The 25,919-nt window shown below is 68.0% G+C and carries 21 protein-coding genes; 8 read left to right on the top strand and 13 right to left on the bottom strand.

The annotated features are described in order from the left end of the window. Positions 1-117: 117 nt before the first annotated feature. Positions 118-2,661, bottom strand: a complete 2,544-nt coding sequence (locus VGK20_11145; protein ID HEY2774590.1) for a hypothetical protein — start codon at positions 2,659-2,661, stop codon at positions 118-120. A 277-nt stretch (positions 2,662-2,938) separates the two neighbouring features. On the opposite strand from VGK20_11145, the gene VGK20_11140 reads away from it, so the two are divergent. Beyond that, entirely contained in the window at positions 2,939-3,628 is a 690-nt protein-coding gene (locus tag VGK20_11140; protein ID HEY2774589.1) for a helix-turn-helix domain-containing protein, read from the top strand. Beyond that, entirely contained in the window at positions 3,625-4,539 is a 915-nt protein-coding gene (locus tag VGK20_11135; protein ID HEY2774588.1) for a sterol desaturase family protein, read from the top strand. The genes VGK20_11140 and VGK20_11135 overlap by 4 nt, the downstream gene beginning before the upstream one ends. 6 nt (positions 4,540-4,545) lie before the next feature. Here VGK20_11135 and VGK20_11130 read toward each other — a convergent pair whose 3' ends face one another. Beyond that, a complete protein-coding gene (locus tag VGK20_11130) occupies positions 4,546-5,373 on the bottom strand; it encodes a cyclase family protein (GenBank protein ID HEY2774587.1) in 828 nt (275 codons plus the stop codon). Between the two features lie 95 nt (positions 5,374-5,468). On the opposite strand from VGK20_11130, the gene VGK20_11125 reads away from it, so the two are divergent. Together VGK20_11125 and VGK20_11120 are read left to right on the top strand one after the other, a co-directional pair. Continuing rightward, positions 5,469-6,887 (top strand): phosphatidylserine/phosphatidylglycerophosphate/cardiolipin synthase family protein, encoded by a 1,419-nt coding sequence (locus tag VGK20_11125; GenBank protein ID HEY2774586.1) that lies wholly within the window; start codon positions 5,469-5,471, stop codon positions 6,885-6,887. Between the two features lie 241 nt (positions 6,888-7,128). Then, on the top strand, positions 7,129-8,379 hold the full coding sequence (locus VGK20_11120; protein HEY2774585.1) for an acyl-CoA dehydrogenase family protein: 1,251 nt from the start codon (positions 7,129-7,131) through the stop codon (positions 8,377-8,379). A 131-nt stretch (positions 8,380-8,510) separates the two neighbouring features. Here VGK20_11120 and VGK20_11115 read toward each other — a convergent pair whose 3' ends face one another. After that, positions 8,511-9,380 (bottom strand): hypothetical protein, encoded by an 870-nt coding sequence (locus tag VGK20_11115; GenBank protein HEY2774584.1) that lies wholly within the window; start codon positions 9,378-9,380, stop codon positions 8,511-8,513. Between the two features lie 145 nt (positions 9,381-9,525). Here VGK20_11115 and VGK20_11110 point away from each other — a divergent pair, with 145 nt between their 5' ends. Both VGK20_11110 and VGK20_11105 read left to right on the top strand, forming a co-directional pair. Further along, on the top strand, positions 9,526-10,311 hold the full coding sequence (locus VGK20_11110) for a hypothetical protein (GenBank protein HEY2774583.1): 786 nt from the start codon (positions 9,526-9,528) through the stop codon (positions 10,309-10,311). 46 nt (positions 10,312-10,357) lie between these two features. Next, positions 10,358-11,239, top strand: coding sequence for an alpha/beta hydrolase (locus VGK20_11105; protein HEY2774582.1), 882 nt, complete (start codon positions 10,358-10,360; stop codon positions 11,237-11,239). 215 nt (positions 11,240-11,454) lie between these two features. Here the strand turns inward: VGK20_11105 and VGK20_11100 are convergent, their stop codons facing one another. Then, positions 11,455-12,708, bottom strand: coding sequence for a hypothetical protein (locus VGK20_11100; protein ID HEY2774581.1), 1,254 nt, complete (start codon positions 12,706-12,708; stop codon positions 11,455-11,457). Positions 12,709-13,233: 525 nt separating this feature from the next. Between VGK20_11100 and VGK20_11095 the strand changes: the two genes are divergently transcribed. Both VGK20_11095 and VGK20_11090 read left to right on the top strand, forming a co-directional pair. Further along, a complete protein-coding gene (locus tag VGK20_11095; GenBank protein HEY2774580.1) occupies positions 13,234-14,340 on the top strand; it encodes a histidine kinase in 1,107 nt (368 codons plus the stop codon). A 9-nt stretch (positions 14,341-14,349) separates the two neighbouring features. After that, positions 14,350-14,976, top strand: a complete 627-nt coding sequence (locus VGK20_11090) for a response regulator transcription factor (protein HEY2774579.1) — start codon at positions 14,350-14,352, stop codon at positions 14,974-14,976. 40 nt (positions 14,977-15,016) lie between these two features. Here VGK20_11090 and VGK20_11085 read toward each other — a convergent pair whose 3' ends face one another. The 9 genes from VGK20_11085 to VGK20_11045 all read right to left on the bottom strand — a co-directional run bounded on the left by VGK20_11085 (position 15,017) and on the right by VGK20_11045 (position 25,881). Beyond that, a complete protein-coding gene (locus VGK20_11085; protein HEY2774578.1) occupies positions 15,017-16,459 on the bottom strand; it encodes an amino acid permease in 1,443 nt (480 codons plus the stop codon). A 65-nt stretch (positions 16,460-16,524) separates the two neighbouring features. Then, positions 16,525-18,480 carry a DUF3604 domain-containing protein gene (locus VGK20_11080; protein ID HEY2774577.1) on the bottom strand — a complete coding sequence of 652 codons (1,956 nt, stop codon included), beginning with the start codon at positions 18,478-18,480 and terminating at the stop codon, positions 16,525-16,527. After that, positions 18,477-18,944: a hypothetical protein gene (locus tag VGK20_11075; protein HEY2774576.1), complete on the bottom strand. Its 468-nt coding sequence runs from the start codon at positions 18,942-18,944 to the stop codon at positions 18,477-18,479. Before VGK20_11075 ends, VGK20_11080 begins: the two co-directional genes overlap by 4 nt. Positions 18,945-18,968: 24 nt before the next feature. After that, positions 18,969-20,093, bottom strand: coding sequence for an ABC transporter permease (locus VGK20_11070; protein HEY2774575.1), 1,125 nt, complete (start codon positions 20,091-20,093; stop codon positions 18,969-18,971). Further along, positions 20,090-21,262 (bottom strand): ABC transporter permease, encoded by a 1,173-nt coding sequence (locus VGK20_11065; GenBank protein HEY2774574.1) that lies wholly within the window; start codon positions 21,260-21,262, stop codon positions 20,090-20,092. Before VGK20_11065 ends, VGK20_11070 begins: the two co-directional genes overlap by 4 nt. Next, positions 21,259-22,221 carry an ABC transporter ATP-binding protein gene (locus VGK20_11060; protein HEY2774573.1) on the bottom strand — a complete coding sequence of 321 codons (963 nt, stop codon included), beginning with the start codon at positions 22,219-22,221 and terminating at the stop codon, positions 21,259-21,261. The genes VGK20_11065 and VGK20_11060 overlap by 4 nt, the downstream gene beginning before the upstream one ends. After that, on the bottom strand, positions 22,218-23,201 hold the full coding sequence (locus VGK20_11055; GenBank protein HEY2774572.1) for an ABC transporter ATP-binding protein: 984 nt from the start codon (positions 23,199-23,201) through the stop codon (positions 22,218-22,220). Before VGK20_11055 ends, VGK20_11060 begins: the two co-directional genes overlap by 4 nt. Then, on the bottom strand, positions 23,198-24,217 hold the full coding sequence (locus tag VGK20_11050) for an HlyD family efflux transporter periplasmic adaptor subunit (GenBank protein HEY2774571.1): 1,020 nt from the start codon (positions 24,215-24,217) through the stop codon (positions 23,198-23,200). The genes VGK20_11055 and VGK20_11050 overlap by 4 nt, the downstream gene beginning before the upstream one ends. Then, entirely contained in the window at positions 24,214-25,881 is a 1,668-nt protein-coding gene (locus VGK20_11045; protein ID HEY2774570.1) for a TolC family protein, read from the bottom strand. The genes VGK20_11050 and VGK20_11045 overlap by 4 nt, the downstream gene beginning before the upstream one ends. Between the last annotated feature and the right edge of the window lie 38 nt (positions 25,882-25,919).

Genomic DNA, 25,919 nt, shown 5'->3' with positions numbered 1-25,919 from the left:
ATATTGGATGATCGTCGCTTCGAGCTGCGGCAGGGACGCAGCCGGAGACATTCCCTCAGAGCGCATCGTGAGGCTGTGCGCAGGCGGCCCGTTGCAGCCGCCTGCGCACAGCCGCGTTCAATGCGGACGCGAGCGAGCGTGGAAGCTCTGGCTCGTGTTGACGGACGCCGCGTCGTAGCGCGCGCTCCAGCAGGCACCGGTCGATGCCACCCACTGCACCGTCATGCCCGGCTCCATCGAAAAGAGCCTGCCGTCGCCGGTTCCAGCCGGAGGCTGGAACTTCGCGCGGCAGTCGCTCGTGCAGCCGTTATTGGCTCCCGCCTTGAGCTTGAACGCCGGCGCTCCGTGCTTGTCGACGCCGATTCTCATCTGCGAGACGCCCTGCGAAGTGCCGTCGGTCGCTTTCATGCGATACACGAGCCCGGATTCGCGCCAGGTGCGGCTCCATTTCGAGGCATCGACCGTCGACGGTTCGAGATCGAGACGGTACGCGAGCGACGGGACGCCGCCTGCTTCGTCATAGAAGCACACGGAGAACGCATCGCCCTGGCTCGGATCGCCGAGCTCCTCGCGCGCCGTTGCATCGACGTCGCGCGCGCCGCGCCACGCGGTTTCCAAAAGCTCGGCAAGCTGTCCGTCCTTCGGCGAGTAGCCGAGCTCGAACTCTGTCGTGCTGGTGCCGGCCACATGGCAGTCGGTCGCGGGAGCGTACGAGTGATGGCAGCTGCCGTCGATCGGATCGCAGACGTCGCTCGTGCACAGGTCGTCGTCGCTGCAATCGATCGTGCCGCTGCCCGTGCAGGTGCCGCCGAGGCAGCGGTCGCCGGTCGTGCACGGGTTGCCGTCGTTGCAGGCGTTGCTGTTGTAGCTTCTCAGGCAGCTGCCGTCGGGCGCGCAGAACTCGTCGGTGCAGGGGTTGCCGTCATCGCAGCTCGTCGTGCCGCTGGCCGTGCACGCGCCGCCGATGCAGCGCTCGCCGATCGTGCACGCAAGCCCGTCGTCGCACGGTGCCCCGTCGATGTCGGGCGCACTGCACGCGCGGTCGGCTTCGCTGCAGGACTCGGAGCAGTCCGAGTCGCCGTCACCGACATCGGCGGCGCAGGGGTCTCCCCACCCGCGGCAAGTGCCGCGCCCGTCGCAGGTGTCGGTCGCGGTGCAGAAAAGCCCGTCGTCGCAGGGCGAACCCTCGGGATCGGACGCCGTGCAGGAACGGCCCAGCTCGTCGCAGGTTTCGGCGCAGTTGCCGTCGCCGTCCGCCCCGGGACACGGCGACGATCCACCGATGCAGGCACCGCTGGCATTGCAGGTTTCGCCGACGGTGCAGAAAAGGCCGTCGTTGCACGGTGCGCCGACCGGATCGGGAGCGTCGCAGGCATGGTCCGCTTCGTCGCAGCTCTCGTGGCAGCTGAAGTCCTGGTCGGGACCGGGGCAGGGGCTTCCCGAATGGGCGATGCACTGGCCGCCGGCGCAGCGGTCGCTGCCGTTGCACCACAGGCCGTCGTCGCACGAGGAGCCGTCAGGATCGGGCGCATCGCAGGCGTGGGTGACTTCGTTGCAGGACTCCGAGCAGTTGGCATCGCCGTCGGGCGGAACGCAAGGATCTCGGCTTCCGCTGCAGTGACCGCTGCCATCGCAGGTGTCGGTCATCGTGCAGAACTTTCCGTCGTCGCAGGAGGAACCGGCCGCGACGAGCTGGCAGAACGCCGAGCAGCAGTCGCCGTCGCGGTTGTTGCCGTCGTCGCACTGCTCGCCGGGATCGAGAACGCCGTCACCGCAGCGCGACGCGGTGCAGTCGGCCAGCGTGCGCGTCACCTGCGTGCCTCCGAGCCCGTCGATGCGGTCGGCCCAGAATCTGCCGACATAGTCGTTCGGCTGCGCCATCGTGATCCGGCCCGGCGTGAAGAACTGCCCCTGGATCAGCGCGCGATTCTGGGAGCCGGTGCCCTGGTCGAACTCGAAGCCGGCCGCTGATGGCGCGGGCGACGGGGTGGTTGCCAGTGCGATCCAGCGCGCGCCGCAGGCGTCGTCGCCGCTGATATGGGCCCTTGCGCCGGTGAGCAGGTAATCGCGAAGCAGCACGAAAGTCCCGGAATGGGCTTCGACGGTTGCGCCCGGCCGGACGCGCATGTTGCAGGCCTCGTAGCGTCCGCCTGCCTGGAGGCGAAGCGTCTGGTCCTGCATCACGGTGATGTTGCCGTAGCGGCCCGGCGGCAGAGACAGCGGCGAGTTCGTGCTGTCGACGGTGATGTCCGCTCCGCCGCAATCGAACGCAGGTGCCTGCGGAAAGTCGATGCTGGAGACGACCGGCAAAGCCAGCGGCATCGGCGGATGCTCGATGACGACATCGGCCGACGTAGCAAGCGAGCTCGAGAAAACGGCGTGGATGCGAGTGCCCGCCGTTGCCTGCACCGTAGCGGCAGCGACGAAGCTGTCTTCGCCGTCGGCCGCGGTGAACGCAGAGAACGCGACGCTGCTTTCCGAGCCGACGCTGCCGCGCGCCGGCATCGTCGCGGCACCGTCCCACGCCACGTAACTGCGTCCGTAGAGCGCGTAGGCACCGATGTCGTGGCTGAGGATCGGCGGCAGGACGTCGGCGCGAGCCGGTTGCAGGAACGCGGCAATGCAGGCGGCCGCCGCGGCGTGACGAAAGATGGATTGCATGGTTGTTCCCTCCGCCGCGTTGGTAGGAGAGAACCGGGGCGCGCGTCCATGCCACGCATGTCATGCGCGGCCACGACGGCGCTGCTCATGCCACGAGTGTCATGGCCGCGGCGGCCACGACGATCATGCGATCGATGTCATGGCTCCGGCGCGAGAGGCCGTCGGGAAACGTGGTCTCGGATCGGCGCGCGTGCGGGACTTTCGAGACCGGGGAGGGCCCCGGCACGGAAACAATCAGTCTTGACTGTTTGTTATTTTTGCCTTAGAGTCCCGTCCCATGCCGCCCGCCACCGCGTCGGCTCCCCGGGTCCACCGCACCCAGGAGGAGCGCAGCGCCACGACGCGCAAGGCCCTGCTGGACGCGGCCGTCGAGTGCCTGATCGACGGCGGCTACCAGGGTTTCCACACGACGACCGTCGCCGACCGGGCCGGCGTGTCGCGCGGGGCCCAGCTCCATCATTTCCCGAGCCGGGCCTGCCTGGTCGCCGCTGCCGTCGCCCACGTCTTTGCCGGGCTTACCGAGGACTACCGCCGCGCCTTCGCTGCCCTCGGCGCCGGCCAACGGAGCCCCGCCCGCGCTGTCGGCCTGCTGCAGGCCAGCTGCATGGACCCGCGCCACTTCGCGGTGCTCGACCTCTACGCCGCCGCGCGCACCGACGCCGAGCTTCGCGAGAGCCTCGTTCCTGTAGCGGCAGCCCACCGGGACAACGTGATCGGTCTTGCGCGCCTCTACTTCCCCGAAGCCGCCGGTGACGAGCGCTTCCACCTCACGCTGGACCTGCTGCTGCACGCGATGGTCGGCATGGCGGTCGCACGCGGTCTCTACGGCGAAGATCCCTCGCAGGGCGCGCTCACCACGCTGATCGAGAAGCTCGCCACCGATGCCGCCTCTGCGCGCCGCCGACGCGTGCTCGGCAGCGTGACGCCGCGCCGCGCGCGCAAGACCGACGCCCAGGAGCCGAAATGACAGGCCTCGAAGTCGCCGCCATTCCTGTCTTCATCGTCACGATGCTCCTCGAGGCCGCGATCCTGCGCGGTCATCCTGAAATGCGCGGGTACGAGGTACGCGACACCCGCGCGAGCATCGCGATGGGCATCGTCAACGTGCTCATCAACTCGGTCGCCGGCCTGCTGCAGTTCGCATTGCTGACGTACTTCTCGCGCCTTGCGCCGTGGCACCTGGATGCAGCAGGCTGGCAGGCCTGGCAGGCGTGGCTGATCGCGTTCGTCGCAGTGGACTTCGCGTACTACTGGTTCCACCGCGCTTCGCACGACGTGCGCATCCTTTGGGCCGCGCACGTCAACCACCATTCGAGCGAGCGCTACAACCTGTCGACCGCGCTTCGCCAGTCGTGGACGACGCCGCTCACGAGCATGCCGTTCTATTGGCCGCTGGCGCTTGCCGGCATCGATCCGGTGATGATCTTCGCGCTGGAGGCCGTCAACACGCTTTACCAGTACTGGATCCACACCGAGCTCGTCGATCGCATCGGATGGCTCGAGATGGTTTTCAACACGGCCTCGCACCACCGCGTGCATCACGGCACGAACATCGAGTACCTCGATCGCAACCACGGCGGCGTCTTCATCGTCTGGGACAAGCTGTTCGGGACGTTCGAGCCCGAGCGCGCGCCGGTGCGCTACGGACTTACGAAGAACATCCGCACGTTCCGCCTGCTGGACATCGCGATGCACGAGTTTCGCGCGATCGCGGCCGACGTTCGCCGCGCACGCGGCATTCGCGAAGTGTCCGGCTATCTCTTTGCATCGCCGGGCTGGAGTCCCGACGGCACGACGCTCACGTCGCGCCAGCTTCGCGCGGCGGCTGCCGCCTCGAGCGAGGCACCAGACGTCGACGCGCTGCAAGCGGCCGCCTGAAGCGCGCTACTTGCCTTCGGGAATCATCGCGACCGCGCGCAGCGGCCCGCCGGTCCCTCCTTCGATCTTCATCGGCAGCGCCAGCAGCCATGCCCCGCGCGCCGGCACCTGGTCGAGGTTCGTCAGGTTCTCGAATCCCGGCACACCGGCTGCTGCGGTGAGCTGGTGAACGGGGAACTCCTGCGATTTTCCCGGATCCATCGACGCGGTGTCCAGCCCGATGGCCGCGACGCCGCGCACTTCGACGAGCATCTTGGCCGCTTCGGCGCCGAATCCCGGAAAGTGGAGGTTGTCGGCTTCCCCCGGCGTGTCGTCGCCGAGGTACTCCTTCTTGTCGGGCCAGCGTTTGCTCCAGCCCGTGTAGGCCAGCGCGATGGCGCCGCGAGGAATCGGGCCGTACCGCGTTTCGTACGACATCACGTCGATCGGCGTGATTTCGTAGTCGGGGTCCGCCGCGACGGCCGAGGTCACGTCGAGGACGACGACCGGTGCGATGAGGTGCGAAAGCGCGACCTGGTCGGCGGTGGTACCGCCTTCCTTGAAATGGCTCGGAGCATCCATGTGGGTGCCTCCGTGCTCGGGAGCCTGGAAAGCGCCGGCAGCGTAGTACCAGCCTCCGGGCTGCTTGCCGTTGCTGAGGAATGCGTAGCCGAAGCCCGACGGCGTCGTCGGCCAGTACACCGTGCTCGGCCCGAACGGGTGCGTCAGGTCGACGAGGCGGGCGTGGGCCGGGTCGAAGCTGTCGGCCCGGGCCGTGGCGCCTGCGAACAACGCGAAGACAACGGCAATCGTTGTCGCCTCAACCGGGAACGAGCGCGATCGAAATGCGAGCATGAAAAACCTCCGCGTCGCGCGGTGCGGCATCCGAAGCCGCGGCGGGACTGCTTCGATGATGCCGCCCGCCGCGTGCCCGTGCTAGCTTCCCGGCGATGCGGATTCCGGCGGCAACGGCCTGCTCCTACCCGGTTCGCGGCGGCAATCTCGTCCGGCCCCTGATCGACGGCCTTCCCGCGTTTCGCGCGATCCTTGCGGCCGTCGATGCGGCCGTCTCCAGCGTGTGGGTGACCGTCGCCTTTCTCGAGCAGGATCTTGAATTTCCCGACGGGCGCGGCTCGTTCTTCGACGTGCTCGAGCGCGCGGCCGCGCGCGGCCTCGACGTGCGCGTCCTGTTCTGGAGCGAGCCCGAGATCGAAACGATGATCGCCGACTCTTCGCACTTTCCGGCCGGCGAGCAGAACTTTCGCATCCTTGCCGAACGCGCTCCACACGTGCTCGCGCGCTGGGACCGCCTGCGCGGCTACTGCCACCACCAGAAGAGCTGGCTCGTCGACGCCGGAGCCGAACGGGAAGTCGCGTTCGTCGGCGGCATCAACCTCGACCGTGACTCGCTGGTGTCGCCGCGCCATCCGGCCGGCGAAGGGAATCGCGGCGACAGCGTACACGACGTCTACGCCGAGCTTCGCGGGCCGTCGGCAAGCGACGTGCATCACAACTTCGTACAGCGCTGGAACGAGGCCAGCGAAAGGGAAGCGCCGTACGGCTCGTTTCCGTCGTTGCAGCGGGCAGACGATCTCGAGGTTCCGGCCGAGGCGTCGCCGGAGCGGGGATCGAGCATCGTGCAGGTCGCGCGTACCGTTCGCAGCGGTGCCTACCGCCGCGACGCCGCCGCACCGCGCGCCGCGGCGCTGGCGATCGCGGGCGGCGAGACGAGCATTTTCGAGCAGTACCTGACGGCCGTCGCGGCAGCCGAGCGCACGATCTACATCGAGAACCAGATCCTGCTGTGCCCGATGCTCGTGCCGAGCCTGGATGCTGCGCTCGAGCGCGGCGTCGAGGTCACCGTCGTCGTTCCCGGCCGCGCGATGCCTGAGATCGCGCGCGCCAGGCGTCATCCCAAGGCGGCGCCGCTGTTTGCGATGATCGAGGAGCTGGCGCGCCATGAGCGCTTCTTGATGGCCGCGCTCGGCTCTTCGCACGACGACGGCTCGCACGAGGACATCTACGTGCACGCCAAGGTCGCGGTCATCGACGACGAGTGGGCGACGATCGGCTCGGCCAACGCGATGTTCCGCTCGTTTTACGACGATACCGAGCTCAACGTGACGACGTGGGACGCTGGCGTGGCCGGAGGCCTGCGCCGTGCGCTGTTCGCCGAGCACCTGGACGAGCACGACGCAGGCCGCGCGGCGGTTGCAGCCTGCGACGGCCGATACGCCGACGACCGCGCGGCGATGCGCCTTCTTCGCGAGCGCGCGCTCGAAAATGCGCAAGGGCGAAGCGAAGGCCGCGCGATGCGCGGGCGCGTTTTCGCGGTCGACCCGCGCCGCTGGGCGATTCCCGAGGACTGAAAAAGCGTCGCGCGGGGCGCCGCGGGAAGTTCCTCGCGGCGCCCCGGTCTCGCTGTCCGTGGCAGGCGCAGAGCCGGAAGATCTGGGGCGCGCCGGCGCTGGACGAGGTGGAATGAATCGACTCGATCATGACAAGGGACCGCGGCGGCAGGTTTGCGATCCGGGTCACTTCGCGATCCCGGATCGTCTCCGGCGGCCGTCGCGCGGCTGCTGCGGCTAGATCGAAAGGAGCACGAACTTCATGGACTTCCAGGTCCCCGCCGACATCCGCGCCAAGCTGGCCGAGCTCGACGATTTCATCGAGCGCGAGATCAAGCCGCTCGAACGCGAGAACATCCAGTACTTCGACCATCGCCGCGAGCACGCGCGCACCGACTGGGACAACGACGGCCGGCCGCGCAGCGAATGGGAAGCGCTGCTGGCCGAGATGCGCCGGCGCGCCGACAGGGCAGGGCACCTGCGTTTTGCGCTTCCTCGCCACCTCGGCGGCAGCGGGGGCAGCAACCTTGCGATGGCGGTCATTCGCGAGCACCTGGCCGCAAAAGGCCTCGGCCTCCACAACGACCTGCAGAACGAAAGCTCCATCGTCGGCAACTTTCCCGTCGTGCACATGATCGATGCGTTCGGGACGTCCGCGCAAAAAGCCGAGTTCCTCGAGGACATGATCACCGGCAAAAAGCGGGTCGCCTTCGGCCTTACCGAGCCGAACCACGGCTCGGACGCCACCTGGCTCGAGACGACGGCGCACCGCGACGGCGACGACTGGGTGATCCGCGGCACCAAGCGCTTCAACACGGGCATGCACCACGCCACGCACGACCTCGTGTTCGCGCGCACGTCCGGCAATCCCGGCGACGCGCGCGGCATCACGTGCTTCGTCGTCCCCACCGAGCTTCCCGGTGTCAAGGTCGAGTTCATGTGGTGGACGTTCAACATGCCGTCCGACCATCCCGACGTGACGTTCTCGGACGTGCGCGTGCCGCCGTCGGCGATCCTGCACGTCGAAGGCGAGGGGCTCGACCTCGCCCAGCACTTCGTGCACGAGAACCGCATTCGCCAGGCGGCATCCGGCGTAGGCGCGGCGCAGTACTGCATCGACGAGTCGGTCAAATACGCGCGCGAGCGCAGGACGTGGGGGAAACCTCTCGCCGTCAACCAGGCGATCCAGTGGCCGCTGGCCGAGTTGCACACCGAGTGCGAGATGGTGCGCGGGCTCGTCTACAAGACGGCGTGGCACCTGGACCACGGGCACCACATGGATGTGAGCCATCTCGTGTCGATGGCCAACTATCGCGCCAATCGTCTAGTCTGCAATGCTGCGGACCAGGCGATCCAGACCCACGGCGGCATCGGCTACACCCGCCACAAGCCGTTCGAGCACATCTATCGCCATCACCGGCGATATCGCATCACCGAGGGCTCCGAAGAGATTCAGATCCGCCGCGTGGCCGGCACGCTGTTCGGATTCATGGGCGGGAAATCGGCAGGCTGACGCGGCGCGGCCGTGAGCAAGCGGCGAATCGCGCTGCGATGCGAGGCGGGAGAAGCGGGGGAAAGCGAGAGGGAAGTGGCGCGCAGAGGGCTGCGGGAATCGCGCCGGTGGGCGCGATTCCCGCAGCGCGCTCACTGCATGATCTTGGCGAAGACCAGGCTGAAGCCGAACTGGTAGTCGGGCGCTGCCTTGGTGAGGCCGCCGCCGCCGGTAATGCGCATCAGGATCTCCCAGCCCGCTTCGACACCCTGCAGGTCGATGCCCGGCAGGATGCTGACAGGGTCGGAGCCGCGGCGCCACGTCGACGGGAACGCCCCGATCGGGTCCGCGACCTGTCCGTGGTCGAAGCCATGCTGGCCGACGAGCTCGGCGCGGAACCCGACGACCGACGAGTAGGGATACAGCGCCGCCAGGGAGTACATCAGGCTGTCGTCGTGGTTGTCGGTGTACGTCTGGTAGCCGAGATGCTCACGGATGCTGACCGGGCCGACCGGTTCGGCAGCAGTGACGAACGGCTCGAAGCCGACATTGGTGCTGCCGAACGAATGGGTGCCCGTCGGCGTCGTGATTCCGAGGCCTCCACCTGCAGTGATGTGCTCGTTTCTCACCGGCAGGAACTTGCCCCAGAACGCAAGGTCGCCGATCCCATCGTGCGTGTTGTGCAGCCCGCGCCCGGCATGGTTGCTCGAGTCGAAGATCGGCAGAACGCTGCCGACTTCCCACTTCTCCTGCCCGTACGCGAACAGCAGTGTCGTGTCGAAGACATGCTCGACGGGCTGCGGTGTCGCGTTGTCTTTCTCGGCGCCGTAGGCCGTTCCGACCTGGGCCCAGATGCCTGGCGACGTCTCCGCGTCGGTGACGAAGGTGACAGCCGTGCGCAGCGGCAGATGGTATTCGTTGGAAGGCGACGCTCCAGGATCGGCGGCCGCAACGCGGGCGCTCGCACCCCAGGCGACGACGAGCCCCGAGATGAGCAGCCGAGGCAGAATGGTCCGGTTCATTGACGTCTCCTTTTTGCCGTTGCCGAGGCCCGTGCCGCCCCGCAAGGTCCGATTATCATGGGGGCCAGCCCCCTGCCTGTCAATCTTGGCGCCCGGACGCTGCAGTGTTGGCAATCGATCGTCCCGGAGGTATCGCACAGCACCTGTGCAGACTGCGTTCGAGTACCTGAGTGTCGCCGATGCGCGAAGCCGTCGCGGTCTTCGCCTGGTGCTGTCGGCCGGCGTGCCCGGACCCTGGGGCGAAGCCGCCAAGAGCATTCTTCACGTCAAATCGATTCCGTACGCTGCGGTGGCCCAGTACGCGACGATGGCGAACGAAGAGCTGGTCGAATGGACCGGCCACGCCAACGCCCCCGTCGCCATGTGCGACGACGAGCCGCCGCGCAGCGGCTGGGCCGAGATCCTGTTTCTTGCCGAGCGCGTGGCGCCCGAGCCGTCCCTCGTCCCGGCCGACGCCTTGGAGCGGGCGCTGATGTTCGGTCTTGCCCGCGAGATCTGCGGTGAGCACGGGCTCGGCTGGTCGCGGCGCCTGATGATGATCGACTCCCTGGTCGCGCCGGGCGCGCCCGAACAGGGCCGCCGCGCGGGAGAAGTGCTCGGCGCCCGTTACGGCTACTCGGCCGAGGTCGCCGCCGCTGCCCCGGCCCGCGTCGCATCGATCCTCGTCGCCTTCTCTGCCCAGCTCGGACGCCAGAGGGCTGCCGGCAGGGACTTCCTCGTCGGCTCGTCGCTGACCGCACTGGACATCTACTGGGCAGCATTCACCGTGATGCTTGCGCCGCTTGCCGGGGCCGATTGTCCGCTTCCGGACAACCTTCGCCGCTGGTATTCGGCAGTCGGTCCCGTCGTGGCGGCGGCGCTGGACCCCGCGCTGCTCGAGCACCGCGACCGCATCTACCGCAGCTACCTCAAGCTTCCGATGACGTTCTGACCGGCGCACCGCAGGAACCGCGCTGGAGCTGAAGAAGGAGACCGCAATGCCGCGCACTGCCTCCAACGGAGTCGAAATCGAATACGAAAGCTTCGGCGAGCCGGGCAATCCGCCGCTGCTGCTGATCATGGGCCTCGGTGCCCAGATGATTCTTTGGGACGATGCGTTCTGCCGCGAGCTTGCGTCGCGCGGGTTTCACGTCACGCGCTTCGACAACCGCGACGTCGGGGCGTCTACGTGCCTCGCCGACGCGGGCGCCCCCGATCTCGGTGCGCTGATCATGGCGCAGATGACGGGCGCTCCCGTCGACGCACCGTATACGCTGAGCGACATGGCCGCCGACGCCGCCGGGCTGCTCGACTCGCTCGGGATCCGCAGCGCGCACATCGTCGGCGCGTCGATGGGCGGCATGATCGCGCAGACGATGGCCATCGAGATGCCGGCGCGGGTACGCTCGCTGACGTCGATCATGTCCACCACCGGCGACCCGTCACTTCCGCAGGCGACCCCGGATGCGATGAACGCCGTGCTGACGCCGCCGGCCGCGACGCGCGAATCGAACCTCGCGCGGGCCGTCACGGTCTTTCGCGCAATCGGCAGCCCCGGCTTTCCATTCGACGAAGCACGCATCCTCGATTTTGCCGGCCGCTCGTTCGACCGCGGGTTCCATCCCGAAGGCGTCGCGCGCCAGATTGCCGCGATCCTCGCTTCCGGTGACCGCACGTCGCGCCTGGCATCCGTCAACGCGCCGACCGTCGTCATCCACGGCAAAGCCGACCCGCTCGTCCCGTACGAATGCGGCGTTGCCAGTGCCCGCGCGATTTCGGGCGCGAAGCTCGTTTCCATCGAAGGGATGGGCCATGACCTGCCCGTGGGGACCTGGCCGACGATCATTGCCGAGATCTGCGAGATCGCCGCTCGAGCGTAGCGTTCGGCGGCTGCAGTTGGACGGAGCGCTCTGCGTTCCTAGGCGAACGGAGCGCTCCGCGCTCCAGGCGAACGGAGCGCTCCGCGCTCCAGGAGAACGAGCGCTCCGCGCTTCGGGCTCGCATCGGCGCCGACAAAAAGGCCCCTGCATCTTGCGATGCAGGGGCCTTTTTTCGAGAGAGGCGGGAACCGGCGTGATGCCGGCTCCCGCAGCGATCAGTTCTGGTTGGCTACTGCAACGACGTTCAGCACGCCGCGTGTCAGCTGGCGGGCGTCACCGCCCGTCTGGCACTGCATGACGATGTCGATGCTGTCGGACGCGCTCGCTGCATTGAAGACGCCGCCGAGCGCGACTACGCCCTTGGCCGTCGTCGTCGCATTGGCGAGCAGCATCGTCTCCGACGAGTCGATCGACGTTGCTGCTCCGTTCTCGACGGCAACCAGGTTGCAGTTGACCTGCTTCTGGTTGTTCGCGAACGGAGTGCCGACCTTTGCGTTGACCATGTAGGACGTCGCGCCGGTGACGGTCTTGACGAGGACGTCGGTCAACGTGCCGCTGATGGCGGCATTGTTGAACGTGTTCGTCCAGCCGATGGCCTTGCCGTCAACTCCGTTGGTGCCGTCCTTGCCGTTCTGTCCCGGAGGGCCGAGAGGGCCGCTGGGGCCCATCAGCCCCGGAGGACCCTGGGATCCCGGAGGGCCAGCCACGCCGTCCTTGCCGGGCGAGCCCGGAACGCCGTTGGCGCCGGTCTGTCCCGGAGGTCCTGTGGACCCCGGAGGACCAGCTATGCCGTCTTTACCCGGATTGCCCTGCAGACCCGGAGGGCCCTGCGAGCCGTCATGTCCCGGAGGGCCGGTGGCACCCGGAGGTCCCGTCTGGCCGTCGTGACCCGGAGGTCCGTCGGATCCCGGAGGTCCCTGGGGGCCGTCCTTGCCGTTGAGGCCCGGGTTGCCGTTCAGTCCCGGAGGACCGAAGGGGCCGAAAGGGCCAGTCGGGCCGGTGGGGCCGACAGAGCCGGTAGCGCCGGTATCACCCGTCGGGCCGGCGGCACCCGCAGGACCGGTCGGACCGACGGAGCCGGTAGCGCCCGCGTCGCCCTGGACACCCGCAGCACCCTGGGGACCCGTGGGACCCGCTGGGCCGACAGAGCCGGTCGCGCCCGCGGCGCCAGCCGGACCCGCAGGACCCGCTGGACCCTGGCAGTCCTGGGCATCGCAGAAGCCGTCCCCGTTCAGGTCTTCTGCCGGATCACAGGTGGAGTTTCCGTTGGTGTCCCAGCACAGGTTGTTGATGCCGGCCGCTGCGGCCGGACAGACCAGCGTGACGTTCTGTCCCACGGCGAACCGCAGAACCCTGAGCGCGTCGCTTGCGACGACCGCCCCGCTGGCGTCCACGTCCCCGCAGATTGTCGGCGTCTGCGCGTGGGCTTGAGTGACGAAAAGCGGCAGCAGAACAACGGCTGCCGCCATGAGTGTTTTCCTGGCCATCCTGATTACCCTCCGCGTGCCCACGATCCTCCCGATGAACCGGGCACGCTTATAAGTGCGGGGCAAATTGTTCTACGAAACGCTGATTGTTCCAAACGGTATGTGGGTGGAAGTTACTACATCGTCAGGATTAACGGTGGCGGCGACCACAAAACTGCGGCTTTTGTGCAGGGAGGCGGTTTCGATTTCCCTTTGCCATTCTTGTCCTGAAACCTGTCAAAACCTTCAGTCGGGCGACGTGCGGCTGTTTTCCCGCGCCGAAGGCGCGAACCATGACACGTTCCGCCCGACTGCTGGAGGGTTGAGTCGCCGTTGTCCGGGAGCCGGCAGACCGTCGTCGCCTGGCCGCCGGCCGCGCTCCTGAGACGATCCGCATTCGGCGCCGGATGTCGGGCCTGCGGCGTTTCCGGCACGCGCTCCCCGCGAGGGACGGGATTCCATCCGCCGGGCGATTGCCGGACGCCGCCGCGATGGAATAGCAGTCGACCGGTCACGAGGTGCAAGGCAATGAGCGTCGAGCAGTCTCCGCAGTTCGAGAGCCGCATCGCAGGGTGCCGCCTGGTGCTTTCCGTCGTCGCGCTCGCCGCCGTGTTCCTGGACCCGACGGCTCCGTTCGTTGCCTCGCGCATCCCGATCGCCAGCGGTCGTTTCACGATCGATCCGGCGGTCCTCACCGTGATGGGCACCCACCTCGTCTACAGCATCCTGGCGCTGCTGGCGGCCCGGACGGGAAGCATCGCGCCGCAACGCCTCGCGACGCTGACGATCTGGATCGACGTGCTGCTCGGCGGCGCGATCGCGCTGATGACGGAAGGGGCGACCAGCCCGTTCTATCCGTTCTTCGCGTATGCCGTCGTCGTCTCCGGCCTTCGTGCCGGGCTGCGCCAGGCTCTGGTCGTGACCGCCGCCAGCGTCGCGTTGTACCTGTGCATGATCGCGATCTCGGCGCCCGGCAATACCAACATCTACATGATGCGGCCGGTGTACCTGGCCATCGTCGGCTACCTCGTCGGTTATCTCGGGCAGCAGAGGCTCGAGCTCGAGCAGGAGCTGCAGATCCGCGAAGCGGCCGAGCAGCGCCATCGCATCGCGCGCGACCTGCACGACGGCTTCGCGCAGGCGATGGCAGGCATCAACCTGAAGGTGGAAAGCTGCCGCCGCCTGCTGCGTGCGAGCAAGACGGCCGAGGCGCTCGGGGAGCTGACCGAGCTGCAGGCCAGCGTTACGCGCGAGTACGACGAGCTGCGCTCGTTCATGCGCACGCTGGCCGATCTGCCGCCGTCGCCGTCGTCGCCTGCGTCGGCCAGCCGCACGCGTTTTTCGCTGAGGGTCAGCGTCGACGGCTCGATCGATCTTGCCGACCACGTGCTGCAGATCGCGCGCGAGGGCCTGAGCAACGTGCGCCGCCATTCGGCGGCTGCTTCGGCGCGAATCCGCGTCGCGACCGAAGAGTCCGGCGTGCGTATCTGGATCGAAGACGACGGGCTCGGGCTGCGCAGCCCGGCGCCGCCGTGGTCGATTGCCTCACGCGTGCGCGAGATCGGCGGCAGCATCGATCTCGGCGACGCCGGCGTGCCTGGTTTCCACATGCAGATCCTGCTCCCGAGGTGCTGAGGACTTCGTATGCCCATCCGCCTGATCCTCGCCGACGACCACGCGCTCTTCCGCGAAGGTCTCAAGTCCCTGCTCAAGCACGAGCCCGACGTCACGGTGGTGGCCGAAGCCGAGACGATGGACCGCCTGCTCGCGCTTCTTCCGGAAACCGTGGCCGATGTGCTGCTGCTCGACGTGCAGATGGACCGGAGCTCCCTCGGGGACATCCCGGCCATCGCTGCGCGGATTCCGGTGATCGTCGTGACGGCGAGCGAGCTGATCGGCGACGCGCTTGCCGCGGTTCGCCTCGGCGTGCGTGCGGTGGTGCTCAAGCGCTTCGCGGTCGAGACGCTGATGGATGCGATCCGCAGCGTAGCGACAGGGCAGGTCTGGCTGCCGCCTCACGTCCAGGGCGAGCTGGCCGCGCGGCTTCGCGAGCCCCACGCCATTCCGCTTTCGACGCGAGAAGAAGAAGTCGTGCGCCACGTTGCTCTGGGGCTGCGCAACGCCGAAGTGGCGCGCAAGTTGTTCATCAGCGAGCAGACGGTCAAGACCCACCTGAACAACATCTTCCAGAGACTGGGTCTGCGGGACCGCACCGAGCTGACAGTCTACGCGATCCGCACGGGTATCATCGGGGTGCACGAGCGGCCGTGACGCTGCGCCGCGGGCGCGGCAGCAGTCGTACGCGAGAGCTTCAGTCGGCCGCGTGAAGCTTGCTGTGGCGGTAGCCGTAGGCCGCGTAGATCACCAGGCCGACTGCCATCCAGACGACCAGGCGTGCCCAGTTCTCCCAGCGCAGCGCGAGCATCAGGATGAGGTTGGCGGCGATGCCGGCAATCGGCACGAACGGTACCCATGGGGTGCGGAACGGCCTTTCGACCTCGGGCCTGGTGCGGCGCATCACGAGCACCGCCGAGCAGACGACGACGAACGCGAACAGCGTTCCGATGTTGACCACCTCGGCGAGGATTTTGAGCGGGACAAGCGCCGCAATGGTGCCCACCAGCATTCCGACCAGGATCGTCGAGCGCCACGGCGTGCGAAAGCGCGGGTGCACGGCACCGAACATCCAGTGCGGCAGCAGGCCGTCGCGGGCCATCGCCAGCAGCACGCGCGCCTGGCTCAGCATCATCACCAGGAGGACGCTCGTGATGCCGGCCACGGCGCCGACCGAAATCACGATGCTGGCGGCGCCGAGCCCCTTGGCCGTGAACGCCGCGACGATCGGCGCATCGATGTTGATCTCCTTGTAGGGAATCATCCCCGTCAGCACGGCGGCGACCGCGATGTACAGCACGGTGCACACCCCGAGGGACGTGAGGATCGCGAACGGGACGTCGCGCGACGGCGTCTTCGCTTCCTCGGCGTGGGTGCTGATCGCGTCGAACCCGATGTACGCGAAGAAGACGTACGAGGCACCGGAGAACGTGCCCATGACGCCGTACGGGAAGAACGGCGTCCAGTTTTTCACATCGACGTGCGGGATGCCCGCGAAAATCACGAACAGCACGATCCCGAGCTTGAACAGCACGATCGCGGTGTTGAGGCCGGCGCTTTCGCGGATGCCGATGACGAGCACGATCGTCAGCAGGAGCGCGATCGACAGCGCCGAAGCGTCGAACACGATCGGAATGCCGCCGATGTGCGGCGCCGCGGCCAGCACCTGGGCCGTCGCGCTGAACGGATCGCCGCTGAGCCACGGCGGCAGCGACATCCCGTACAGGCTCAGCAATGCCTGGAAATAGTGGGACCAGCCGTGGGCAACCGCGCACGAAGCGATCGCGTACTCGAGCACGAGGTCCCAACCGATGATCCACGCGGGAAGCTCGCCGAGAGTCGCATACGCGTAGGTGTAGGCACTGCCGGCGACAGGGATCATCGCGGCGAACTCGGCGTAGCAGAGACCCGCCAGCGCGCAGCCGATGGCCGCGAGCACGAACGACAGCATCAGCGACGGGCCGGCGTAGTCGCGCGCGGCCAGCCCGGCCAGCACGAAGATCCCGGCACCGATGATGGCGCCGACCCCGAGCGCGGTCAGCGCCCAGCGGCCGAGCACCCGGTGGAGTCGATCGGCGCCGGCGAGCTCGGCGTGAAGGGTTTCGATGGATTTGCGGGCCAGCAGCCTGTCGGTTCGCACGGTCGCGCCGGATAGCACGACGCCGGCCGCGACCAAAACCATTTTTGCACGCGGCGGTGGGTGGCTTACTTCGGCGGTCCCGTCGGAAGCCAGATCGGCGACGTGATCGCCCTTTCCTGGACCGTCTTGGCGACGGCAGCGTCGCAGCAGAACGCGAAGCCCTCCGGAAGGGAGCCCGGATGGCGGCAGTCGGCATGGACGGCCGCGCATGCAAATCCGGTCCAGCGGCAGCTCGGCTGCTCGACGACGCGCGCGTAGTAGAGCGCCGAGGCTTTCGGATCGTACTCGGTGTCGCGCCAGGTGGCGCACAGGCTGGCGCTGCCGCTCTTCGTGGGTGCGCAGGTGCTCGCGTCGAGATCGCTCGCGCCTGCGCCCGTCGTGACGTCGATGGTTTTCTCGTGCACCGACCCACCCGAATACCAGATCTTGACGATCTGCAGGCGGTCGAGCGCAGTGCCGGGGCTGTCCTTGGTGCCGGCGTCCTGCAGCGCGGAGACCGCGAATACCGGGGCCTTCGGCTGGTCCGGGAACTGGTGCAGCTCGCCGCCCATCGGCACGCCGCCGGCGTAGCCGTCTTCGGCAAAGCGCATGCTGTTGCAGAGGTTGTCGGGGTAATCGAAACCGCCGAAGAAGCGCACGATCATGCGCGGGCCGCTGGTGGCGTAGACCTCGCGCCGGTTGAGCGCTGCCCAGATCGACTCGCGGCTGTTTTCCTCGGCCCACACGACCGCGAGGCCTCCGGGGTTGAACCATACCGAATCGGCGACGCGCGGCACTTCGGTCGCGCTCGTGTCGCCGCCGGCGCCGTGGCCCGGATAGCCTTTTTCTGCCGTCAACCCGGCCGCTGCCAAGTGGGTATCGGTGGAACCGATCATGCCGAGGCGGAACGGATTCAGCCCGAGCCTGGATTCGCGCACGAGCCCTTCGCCGAGGATTTCGCGCGCGAAGCTGAGCGGACCGGGCTGCTTCCAGGTCACGTGGAACGGCTGCTCCTGCATGCGCGAGAACGGCAGCTTCTCGAACGAGCACAGCTCGTCGGCCGCGCCGGCGCGGCACTCGGAGTCGCCCTTGTGCTGGATGACCTCGAGCAGCGGCTCGAGGCGGCGGCGCCTCTCGGCGTCTTCGCGCGTCGGCGTCTCGGTGTTGAACAGCATCCCGTTGGAGAGGTTCGTGTTGTGCGGGATCGTGATGTAGCGGCAGCCGCTCTTGCGGCAATCCTGGTCGAGGTGCTTCCACAGACCTTCGCCGGTGCTCTCGTCGATGAAGCTGACGGGAAGATCGGGCGCGTGCTCGTCGGCGAAGATCACGTTGCGGTGGGTCATGTTGCCGCCGGGGCCGCCGCTCCATTCGTACGCGACGAAGCTCGTGAACGAGCATGCGTCGGTCTGGTCGTAGGCTTCGGCCGCGGCATCGCGGATTTCCTGCCACGGCCCGGCGGCCGCCTGGCGGCAGATCTCGCCGTTCCTGCCGCAGAAGCTGTAGCGCTTGGGATCGGCGCTGTTGAGCATGCGGCTGCTCACGAAGATGTACGCGAGAAGCGGCCAGCGCCGCTGGATTCGGCAGACCATCGAATCGTAGCCCGGAGTGCCCGGCGTATGGCAGATGCGAAGCTCGCCGAGCAGCTCGGAGTGGTCGGTAACGGCGGCGAAATCCAGCGGTCGCTCGAGCTTGGCATGGCGCAGCGGCTTGCCGGCCTCGTCGTACGGCTGCAGCCCGATCTGGTCGCCCTTGGCGAATCGGTACGCTGCAGGCGGCATGTTGCGCACGCCGAGCGAGTTGGCGTCGAACGACAACGACGTGTGCACGTGCAGGTCGCCGAACAGCGGCCGGCGAAGCGGCGTGTACGAGGCGCAGCGGTGGGACGGGGTGCCTGGATCCTCGCCGCGGCCGACCTGTTGATGCGACGCAGCCGCGCGCGCGTGGGCAACGGCGTCCTGGCCGGCGACGACCAGCGGCGCCGTGCCGAGCGCTCCGGCGAGCAAGGCGGCCGTCGCGCGCTTTGGCCACGACAGCTTCGTCACTCGAATGCCTCCGGCAGCGTCGACTGCAGCCCCGTCGTGCGGAACGGAGTGCGGTAGATCGGCTGGGTCAGCGCCACGGCGAACATCACGACGATCAACACCATCGTCGCCGGGACGGCGCGGGCACCGAGAGCACGATCGAGGGCCCGCGTGACGACGATCGACAGCATCCCGAACGCAATCGCTCCGAGCAGGATCTGCAGCGCCAGGATCCATGCCGTCACTGTGAGTGCTCCGCTGGCGCCCTCGCTGGCGATCAGTGCCAAGGTGACGACGAGCAGCTGTGCGGTGGCAATGAGCGGCTGGTGTCCGACCTCGAGGAGGAAGAACGGAAGGGGAGCGCACAGCAGCAGCGCGATCCAGAGCAGGAACGAATGGTGGCGCCGCAGCACGAACGGCAATTGTCTGCCGAAGCGCATGCGAGGCAAATCGCGATCCTGCGTCCCGGCGGGCTTGCGCTTCATGCGATCGTCACGAGCTCGGCGCGCTCAGCCGAGACGCGGGCGGGTTCGAAGGCGGATCAGCGCCAGGAAGGCGGCGAACATGACCGAGACGGCCAGCATCGGGACCAGCACGTCTTCGAGGCCGCCGCCGCGGGCGACGATGCGGCGCAGCCCGATCTGGTACCAGCGAAGCGGCGCGATGGCTCCCACCCAGCGCGGGCCGGTCGGCATGAGCTGGTACGGCATCATCACGCCCGAAAGCACGAACGACGGCATGATCGCGAAGACCGAGATGAACACGGCCTGGGCCACGGTCGAGGCGAGCGTCGAAATGAAGACGCCGACGCCGAGCGTGGCCAGCACGAACGGAAGCGTCAGGATCGCGAGCGCGAGGATGCTGCCGGCCGGCCAGACGCCGAAGAAAATGCCGGGACCGAGGATCGAGATCGTGAGGATCCCGTAACAGAGCACGACGTCGGGAATCAGCTTTCCGATCACCAGCTCGACGACGGTGACCGGCAGCGCCAGCGTCTGTTCCCAGGTGCCGTCTTCGCGCTCGCTGACCAGCCCGAAGCTGGCGACCGACAGGCAAAGGTTCGTCAGCAGCATTCCCGCCAGGCTGACCAGCAGGAAGTTGCTGTCGGCCAGCGTAGGGTTGAACCAGAAGCGCTGGCGCAGCTCGACCGGGGCTGCGGCAAAGCGCTCGTCGGTGTCCAGCCCCGCCGTCGTCTCGACCGACGCGGCGATCGCTTTCATGTAGCCGCCGATGCGCGCGGCGGCGATCGGATCGGCGCCGTCCAGCAGGATCTGCACCCTGGCTCCGCCGCGCTCGGCGTCGCGCGAAAGCTCGGGAGGCAGCACCAGCAGCGCAAGGATCTTGCCGCGGCGCAGCCACTCGATGCCCTGCTCGTAGCTGGCGACCTCGCGGCGCGGCAGGAAATAGCCGCTCGCCTGGGTCTCGGCGACCAGGCGGCGCGAAAGCTCGCTGTGGCTGCGGTCGAGCACCGCCCACGGCACATTGGCCGGCTTGCTCGACAGCACGAATCCGAACAGCAGCAGGAAGATCACCGGCTGCGCGACGACGGCGCCGATGACGACGACGCTGCGCCGCAGCAGCGTCGCCTCCTTGTACGCGATCGCGAGCACGTTCTGCCAGAACGACAAGCTCACGCGCGTGACTCCAGCGTACGAAGCGCGATGGCGACCAGCGCCAGGCCCATCACCGTGAGGATGGCGATCTGCGGCCACAGCTCGGCCACGCCCTCGCCGCGAAGATAGATTGCGCGGCTTACCTCGAGGAAGTGCGTCGCCGGAATGAGCTGGGCCAGAGAGCGGATCGGCTGCGGCATGCTGCGCACCGGATAGATGAAGCCGCTCAGCTGGATCAGCGGGATGCTCGACAGCACGGTTTTCTGCACGGCTTCGGCGGCCGTGGCCGAGGTGGCCGAGAAGATCAGTCCCATCGCCAGCGAGGTTGCGACGTAGAACGTCGCCACGATCCAGAACAGGAACGGATTTCCGGCAGGCCAGGTGCCGAGCACGAAACCCGCGACGAGCATCATCAGGATCAGGTCGAACGAGAAGACCGCGCCGAACGGCACCATCTTGCCGAGCAGGATTTCGAGCGGAGTGGCCGGCGTGAGCTGCAGCTGGTCGTAGGTTCCGGTCAGGCGCTCGTTGACGATGGAGACGGCGGTGATCAGCGTCGTCAGGAACGTCAGCACGAAGCCGAACGTGCCCGCCACCATGAACGGCCGGCCGTCGAGCGTCGCGTTGAAGATCGGCCGGACGACGGCATCGACGCCGTGGGTGCGGATCTGCGGCGCCGCTCCGCCGGAGGCGGCGACGTCGGCGAGCGCGGCCGCGACGATGCCGCGCATCGATGCCTCGGCGTTGAGCGCGAGCACCGGCTCGGCGCCGTCGTAGAAGAGCTGGATCTCGGCGGCCTCGTCCGCGGGGCTCGATGCCAGCGCCCTCAGCCTCTCGCGCTCGAAATCGGCCGGGATCACGATCGCCGCGCCGATGTCGCCGCCGATCATCGCGTGCTCCACTTCTTCGCGCGTGCGGTAGACGATCGGATCGAAGGTGTCGTTGGCAGCCAGCTCGGCCACGAGGCGGCGGCTGAGCGACGACTGGGCGCCGTCGAAGACGCCGAGGCGAATGCCGTGTACTTCGGTCGAGACGATGAAGCCGAATGCCATCAGCGAGCCGAGCGGCACCGAGATCATCACGAACAGCGTGAACGGGTCGCGCAGCGTCGCGCGAAACTCGCGTACCATCAGCGTGCGCAGCCGCCGGCCGCTCCTGCGGATGGAGGCGAGGTTCGGCATCTTCATCATGACGGCAGCGGCGCCTCGCTCTTTCCGTCGGTCATCAGCTTCTGGAACACGTCCGACATCGCCGGTTGCTGCACCTGCACACGCGGCGCACCCTCGGGGCCTGCCGCGCGTGCCAGCGCTGCCAGCATGGCAGTTTTCGCGGAGCGCGCGCGCAGGCGCAGCCCGCCTTCGACCGTCTCCACCTGCCAGCCCGCCGCCGCCAGCTCGGCGGCGACCTTGTCCGCGCCGCCGTGGGCCGGCACCGGGCAGAACGCTTCGTAGCCGTCCGACCAGCGCTCGCGCAATCCCTCGGGTGTGGAATCGACGAGGATCCTTCCCGCGTCGATGAACGAGATGAGGTCGCAGTAGTCGACTTCGTCGAGAAAATGCGTCGTCACGAACACCGTGACGCCGCTGCGCCGCTGCTCGCGGATCAGCTCCCAGAAAAGCGTGCGGCTGCCGACGTCGACGCCGGCCGTCGGCTCGTCGAGGAAGAGCACGCGCGGCTCGTGCAGCATCGCCAGCGCCAGGCCCGCTCTCTGGCGAAGGCCGCCGGGCAGGTCGTCGGCGAGGTATTTTTCGGCTTCCGCCAGCGAGAAACGCTCGCTGAGCGATCCCCAGCGCCTCTTCAGCTCCTTTCCGGAGATGTCGTGCAGTCCGCCGTAGAACTGGACGTTCTCGTAGAGGCTCAGCCCGCGGTAGAGGCTGACTTTCTGGCCCATGTAACCGATGGCTTCGCGCACGCGGCGAGGGTGCGCGATCACGTCGACGCCGGCGACGGTGACGCTGCCGTGGGTGGGCGTCAGCAGCCCGATCAGCATTCGGATCGTCGTCGTTTTTCCCGAGCCGTTGGCGCCGAGGAACGCGTAGACCGTGCCCTCCGGCACGTGAAGCGTCGCGTCGTCGACCGCGGTGAAATCACCGAAGCGCTTGGTCAGGCCGTTCGCCTCGATGACGATGTTTCGCGCGCCGGCCGTCATGCCACTCCTGCGCGGCGGCCGAGCGCCAGCAGCGTCGACTCGAGGTCGGCCGGAGCCCTTTCGGCCAGCGCGACGGCGGTTGTGCCGTCGGCACCGCGGACATCGGCGAGCGCGCGGCAGACGGCCTCGGCGCCCGGCGACTTGTCGCGTTCCACTTCGACGCGCACGAAGCGGCCGCAGTCGCGGGCGCCGTCGACCCACGGCAGCGCGCGCACCGCGTTGCGTACCGTCTCGCAGTCGTCGGTCCACGCGCGGTACGGCTCGGTCCCCGTGGCGGCTTCGAGCTCGAGCGGGCTTCCCTGCGCGATCACTCTGCCGCGGCGCAGGTAGACGAGATGGTCGCAGAGTGCGGCTTCCTCGAGGTAGCTCGTCGAGACGACGACGAGCACCGAGCTTTCCAGCTCGGCGAGGATCTCGAAGATCTCGCGCCGCGCGACGACGTCGACTCCGGCCGTCGGCTCGTCGAGGATGAGAAGCGACGGATGCGGAAGCAGCGCGTTGGCCACCGCGAGCTTCTGTTTCATGCCACCCGAAAGGGCCCCGGCCATGCGCGTGGCGAACGGCGCGAGAGAGGTTCGCTCGAGCAGCTCGCTCGTGCGCCGCTCGAACTCGGCATCGTCGATGCGGTGCAGCCTTGCGGTAAACGAAAGATTCTCGAGGATCGAGAGATCGCGATAGAGGCTGAATGTCTGCGGCACGTAGCCGATGTGGCGCTTGTACTGCTGGACGTCCTGGAGAAGGTCGAAGCCGAGCACTCGCGCTTCGTCGGCCTCGATTTCCAGCAGGCCGGCCAGCACGCGAAGCAGCGTCGTCTTGCCGGCGCCGTCGGGCCCGACGACACCGAGCATCTGCGCGCCGCGCACGTCGAGGTCGATGCCGGAGAGCGCCTCGCGCGATCCGAAGCGCTTGCGCAGCGCGCGAAGGCAGATCGACGGCACGCCTGCCGCTTCGATCCTCTCCGCGGCCGCTGCCGGGCTCACCTCGCTCCCTCGTCCTTCAGGTACACGTCGGCCTCGGCGCCCGGCAGGAACGACTCGACTCCTTCGACGATGCGCACCTTGACGCGGTAGACCTGCCCGACGCGGTCGCTGCGCGTTTCGATTTTTTCGGGCGTGAAGTTGGCACGATCGGCAACGAACGAGACTTCTCCCGGCCAGCGCTTGTCGGGCTGGGAGTCGAGATCGATGTCCATCTTCGTTCCGACGTGGATGCGGCCGAGATCCGGCACCGGAACGTAGATCTGCACGTACTTGTCGCGCGGATCGAGCACCGACAGCACCGGTGTGCCGGGCTGGGCCAGCTCTCCCGGCCACAGCAGCTGGGTCTGCACCACCGTAGCCACTGCCGGAGCGTGGATCTGGAACTTGCCGTGCGTGACCTCGAGCTCGGCAAGCTGACTTTCGGCCAGCTCCTTCTGTTCCCTCAGCACGTCGACTTTCGCGCGCGCCGACGTGATCGTCGCTTCTTCGGCGCGCGTGCGCTCGAGCACGCCCGAAGCGCGCTCGGAAGCGCTCCTTGCGGCCGAAAGCCTGTTTCGCGTGTCGTCCAGGAACTGTTTCGTCGTCGCTCCGCTCTTGGCGAGCGTCTCCTCGCGCTCGGCGGTACGCACCGCGAGGTCCACGTCGGCCCTGGCCTGGTCGGACTCGGCCTGTCGCGTCCTCAAGTCCTGTTTCCACGTCGCTTCGCGAAGATCGGCGTCGATGACGGCCTGTTCGATCTGGCGCGTCAGCACGTCGACCTGGTCCCTGGCCGACTTGGCGCGCGCCGAAATGTCGGCGTCGTCGAGGCGGGCGATGACCGCGCCGGCCGGCACCGAGTCCCCTTCGTGGAACACGATGTCGAGGACGCGGCCGGAGACTTCGCTTCTTAGCACCCGCTCCTCGCCTTCGACGAATCCGGTGTACTTGCCGCCGCTGCGGTGGTCGCGATGGACCACGAAGAAGACCACCCCGGCAAGGACGAGGACGATGGCAGCGATTGCGGGCAGGCGTTTCATCGTTCGCTGTCTCCTTGGCTCGTGCGGGAAGGCTCGGTCGAAGGCACCGGCGGTTCGACGAAAGGCGCGGGCGACGTCGAAGAGGGCGGCGGCGCGGGCGCCGCGCTGGTCGTCCCGGGCGCGGCGAGGGCGGGGGGTCGCGACGCAGCCGCCGGGACCGACCCCTCGGCAAGGAGGTTGCCCAGCGGCTCGCCCATCAACTGCTGAAGCTCGGCACGGCGCTCGTGGGCCTCGTAGAGCGCCGAGGCGAGCTGGGCACGCTGGCGCGCGGCCAGCTCGGCGGCGTCGAGCAGGTCCTCGCTGGTGGCGCGGCCTTCGCGGAACTGTACCTGGCGGATGCGAAGGTTCTCGTCGGCCTGGTCGGTGGCGACGCGTGCGGTATCGATCGCCGACAGTCTCTCGCGCACGCGGTCGTGGCTGTCGCGAACCATTGCTTCGATGTCGCGCACGAGGCGGTCCAGCAGCAGGCGCGAGCGGTGGCTCTCCGAATCCAGGCGCGCGATCTCGCCTTCGCGGCGGAAGCTGTAGAGGTCGACGTTCATCGTGACACCAACGGCACCATAGTCGCGCGGATGGAGGGTGTCGGCCGTCGTCGTACTGTAGCCGCCGGTCGCTCCGAATTGCGGCAGGCGGGCACGGCGGGCAGCAGTCAGCCTTTCGTCGGCGGCCTGGACTTCCTCGACGAGCGAAGTGACCAGCGGGTTCTTCGCACGTGCCGCCGCAAGCGCGCCGTCGAGCGTCGGAAGGCCCGGACGTGACGCGACGTCGCGGGCGTCGGTGTCGTCGCCGATCTCCAGGCCGGTGACGCGGTTGAGATCGCGGCGAGCCGAGGAGACGACGTTTGCCAGGCGCAGGCTGTTCTGGCGCGAATTGGCCAGCGCGACGTCGACGACGAGAACCTCGTTGCGCGTCAGACGTCCCTGGTCGAAGCGGTTCTGCGCATCGGCGAGCTGGCGCTCGTGCAGCGACACGGTCTGCAGGTTGACCTCGAGAAGGCTCTTGGCTTCGAGCAGCCCGAAATACGCCGCGACGACGTCGCGCTCTTCCTGAAGGCGCGTCGCCCACGCGCGGGCGCTCTCGGCGCGATAGGAGGCCTGGGAAGACTCGAGGACGTGCATCAGCTGCCCGCTGATGTCGATGGCCAGGCTGACGGCGGCATTGACGGTCGCGAACTCCTGCTGGCGCACGGTGACCACCGGCAGCGTCGTGCCCGGCGGGAACAGCGACGGATCGAGCTTGATCGAGTTCGTCTCCTTGTCGCTGTACCAGTCGTAGACGGCCTGTACGGACGGCGTCGGCAGAAGCGCCGACCGTGCAATCGCGACGTTGCCGGCGGCTTCGGCGACGTTTTCCTGCGCAATCGCGATGCCGCGGTTGTTGCGGGACGCCAGGTCGAGCGCTGCGCCAAGGTCGAGAGTGCGTGCGACGGGCGCAGTTGCGACGCTTTCTGTGGCGCTACTCACAGGCGTCTCGGCTTGCGCGGCCGTGTTCGCTTCGGTGCTCGCGAGGACGGCGCGGCTCATCTGCCGGGCGTGGTCGATCTCCTGCGAGCGGCGCTCACCGGACCAGCCTCCGTTTCCCGACGGGCCGAGCACGCTGCAACCGAAAAGGACGCAGCAGCTCGCGGGGACGAGCCAGGTTGTTGCAATCAGTCGCTGCGTCACGGCCGGTCCTCGATGACGCGCGCGATTGTCCGCGTTCG

It is taken from the genome of Candidatus Binatia bacterium (assembly GCA_036493895.1).
Lineage (GTDB): Bacteria > Desulfobacterota > Binatia > UBA1149 > CAITLU01 > DATNBU01.
Note: the sequence above shows the minus strand (reverse complement) of the source record. Positions and strands in the feature narration are given on the sequence as shown.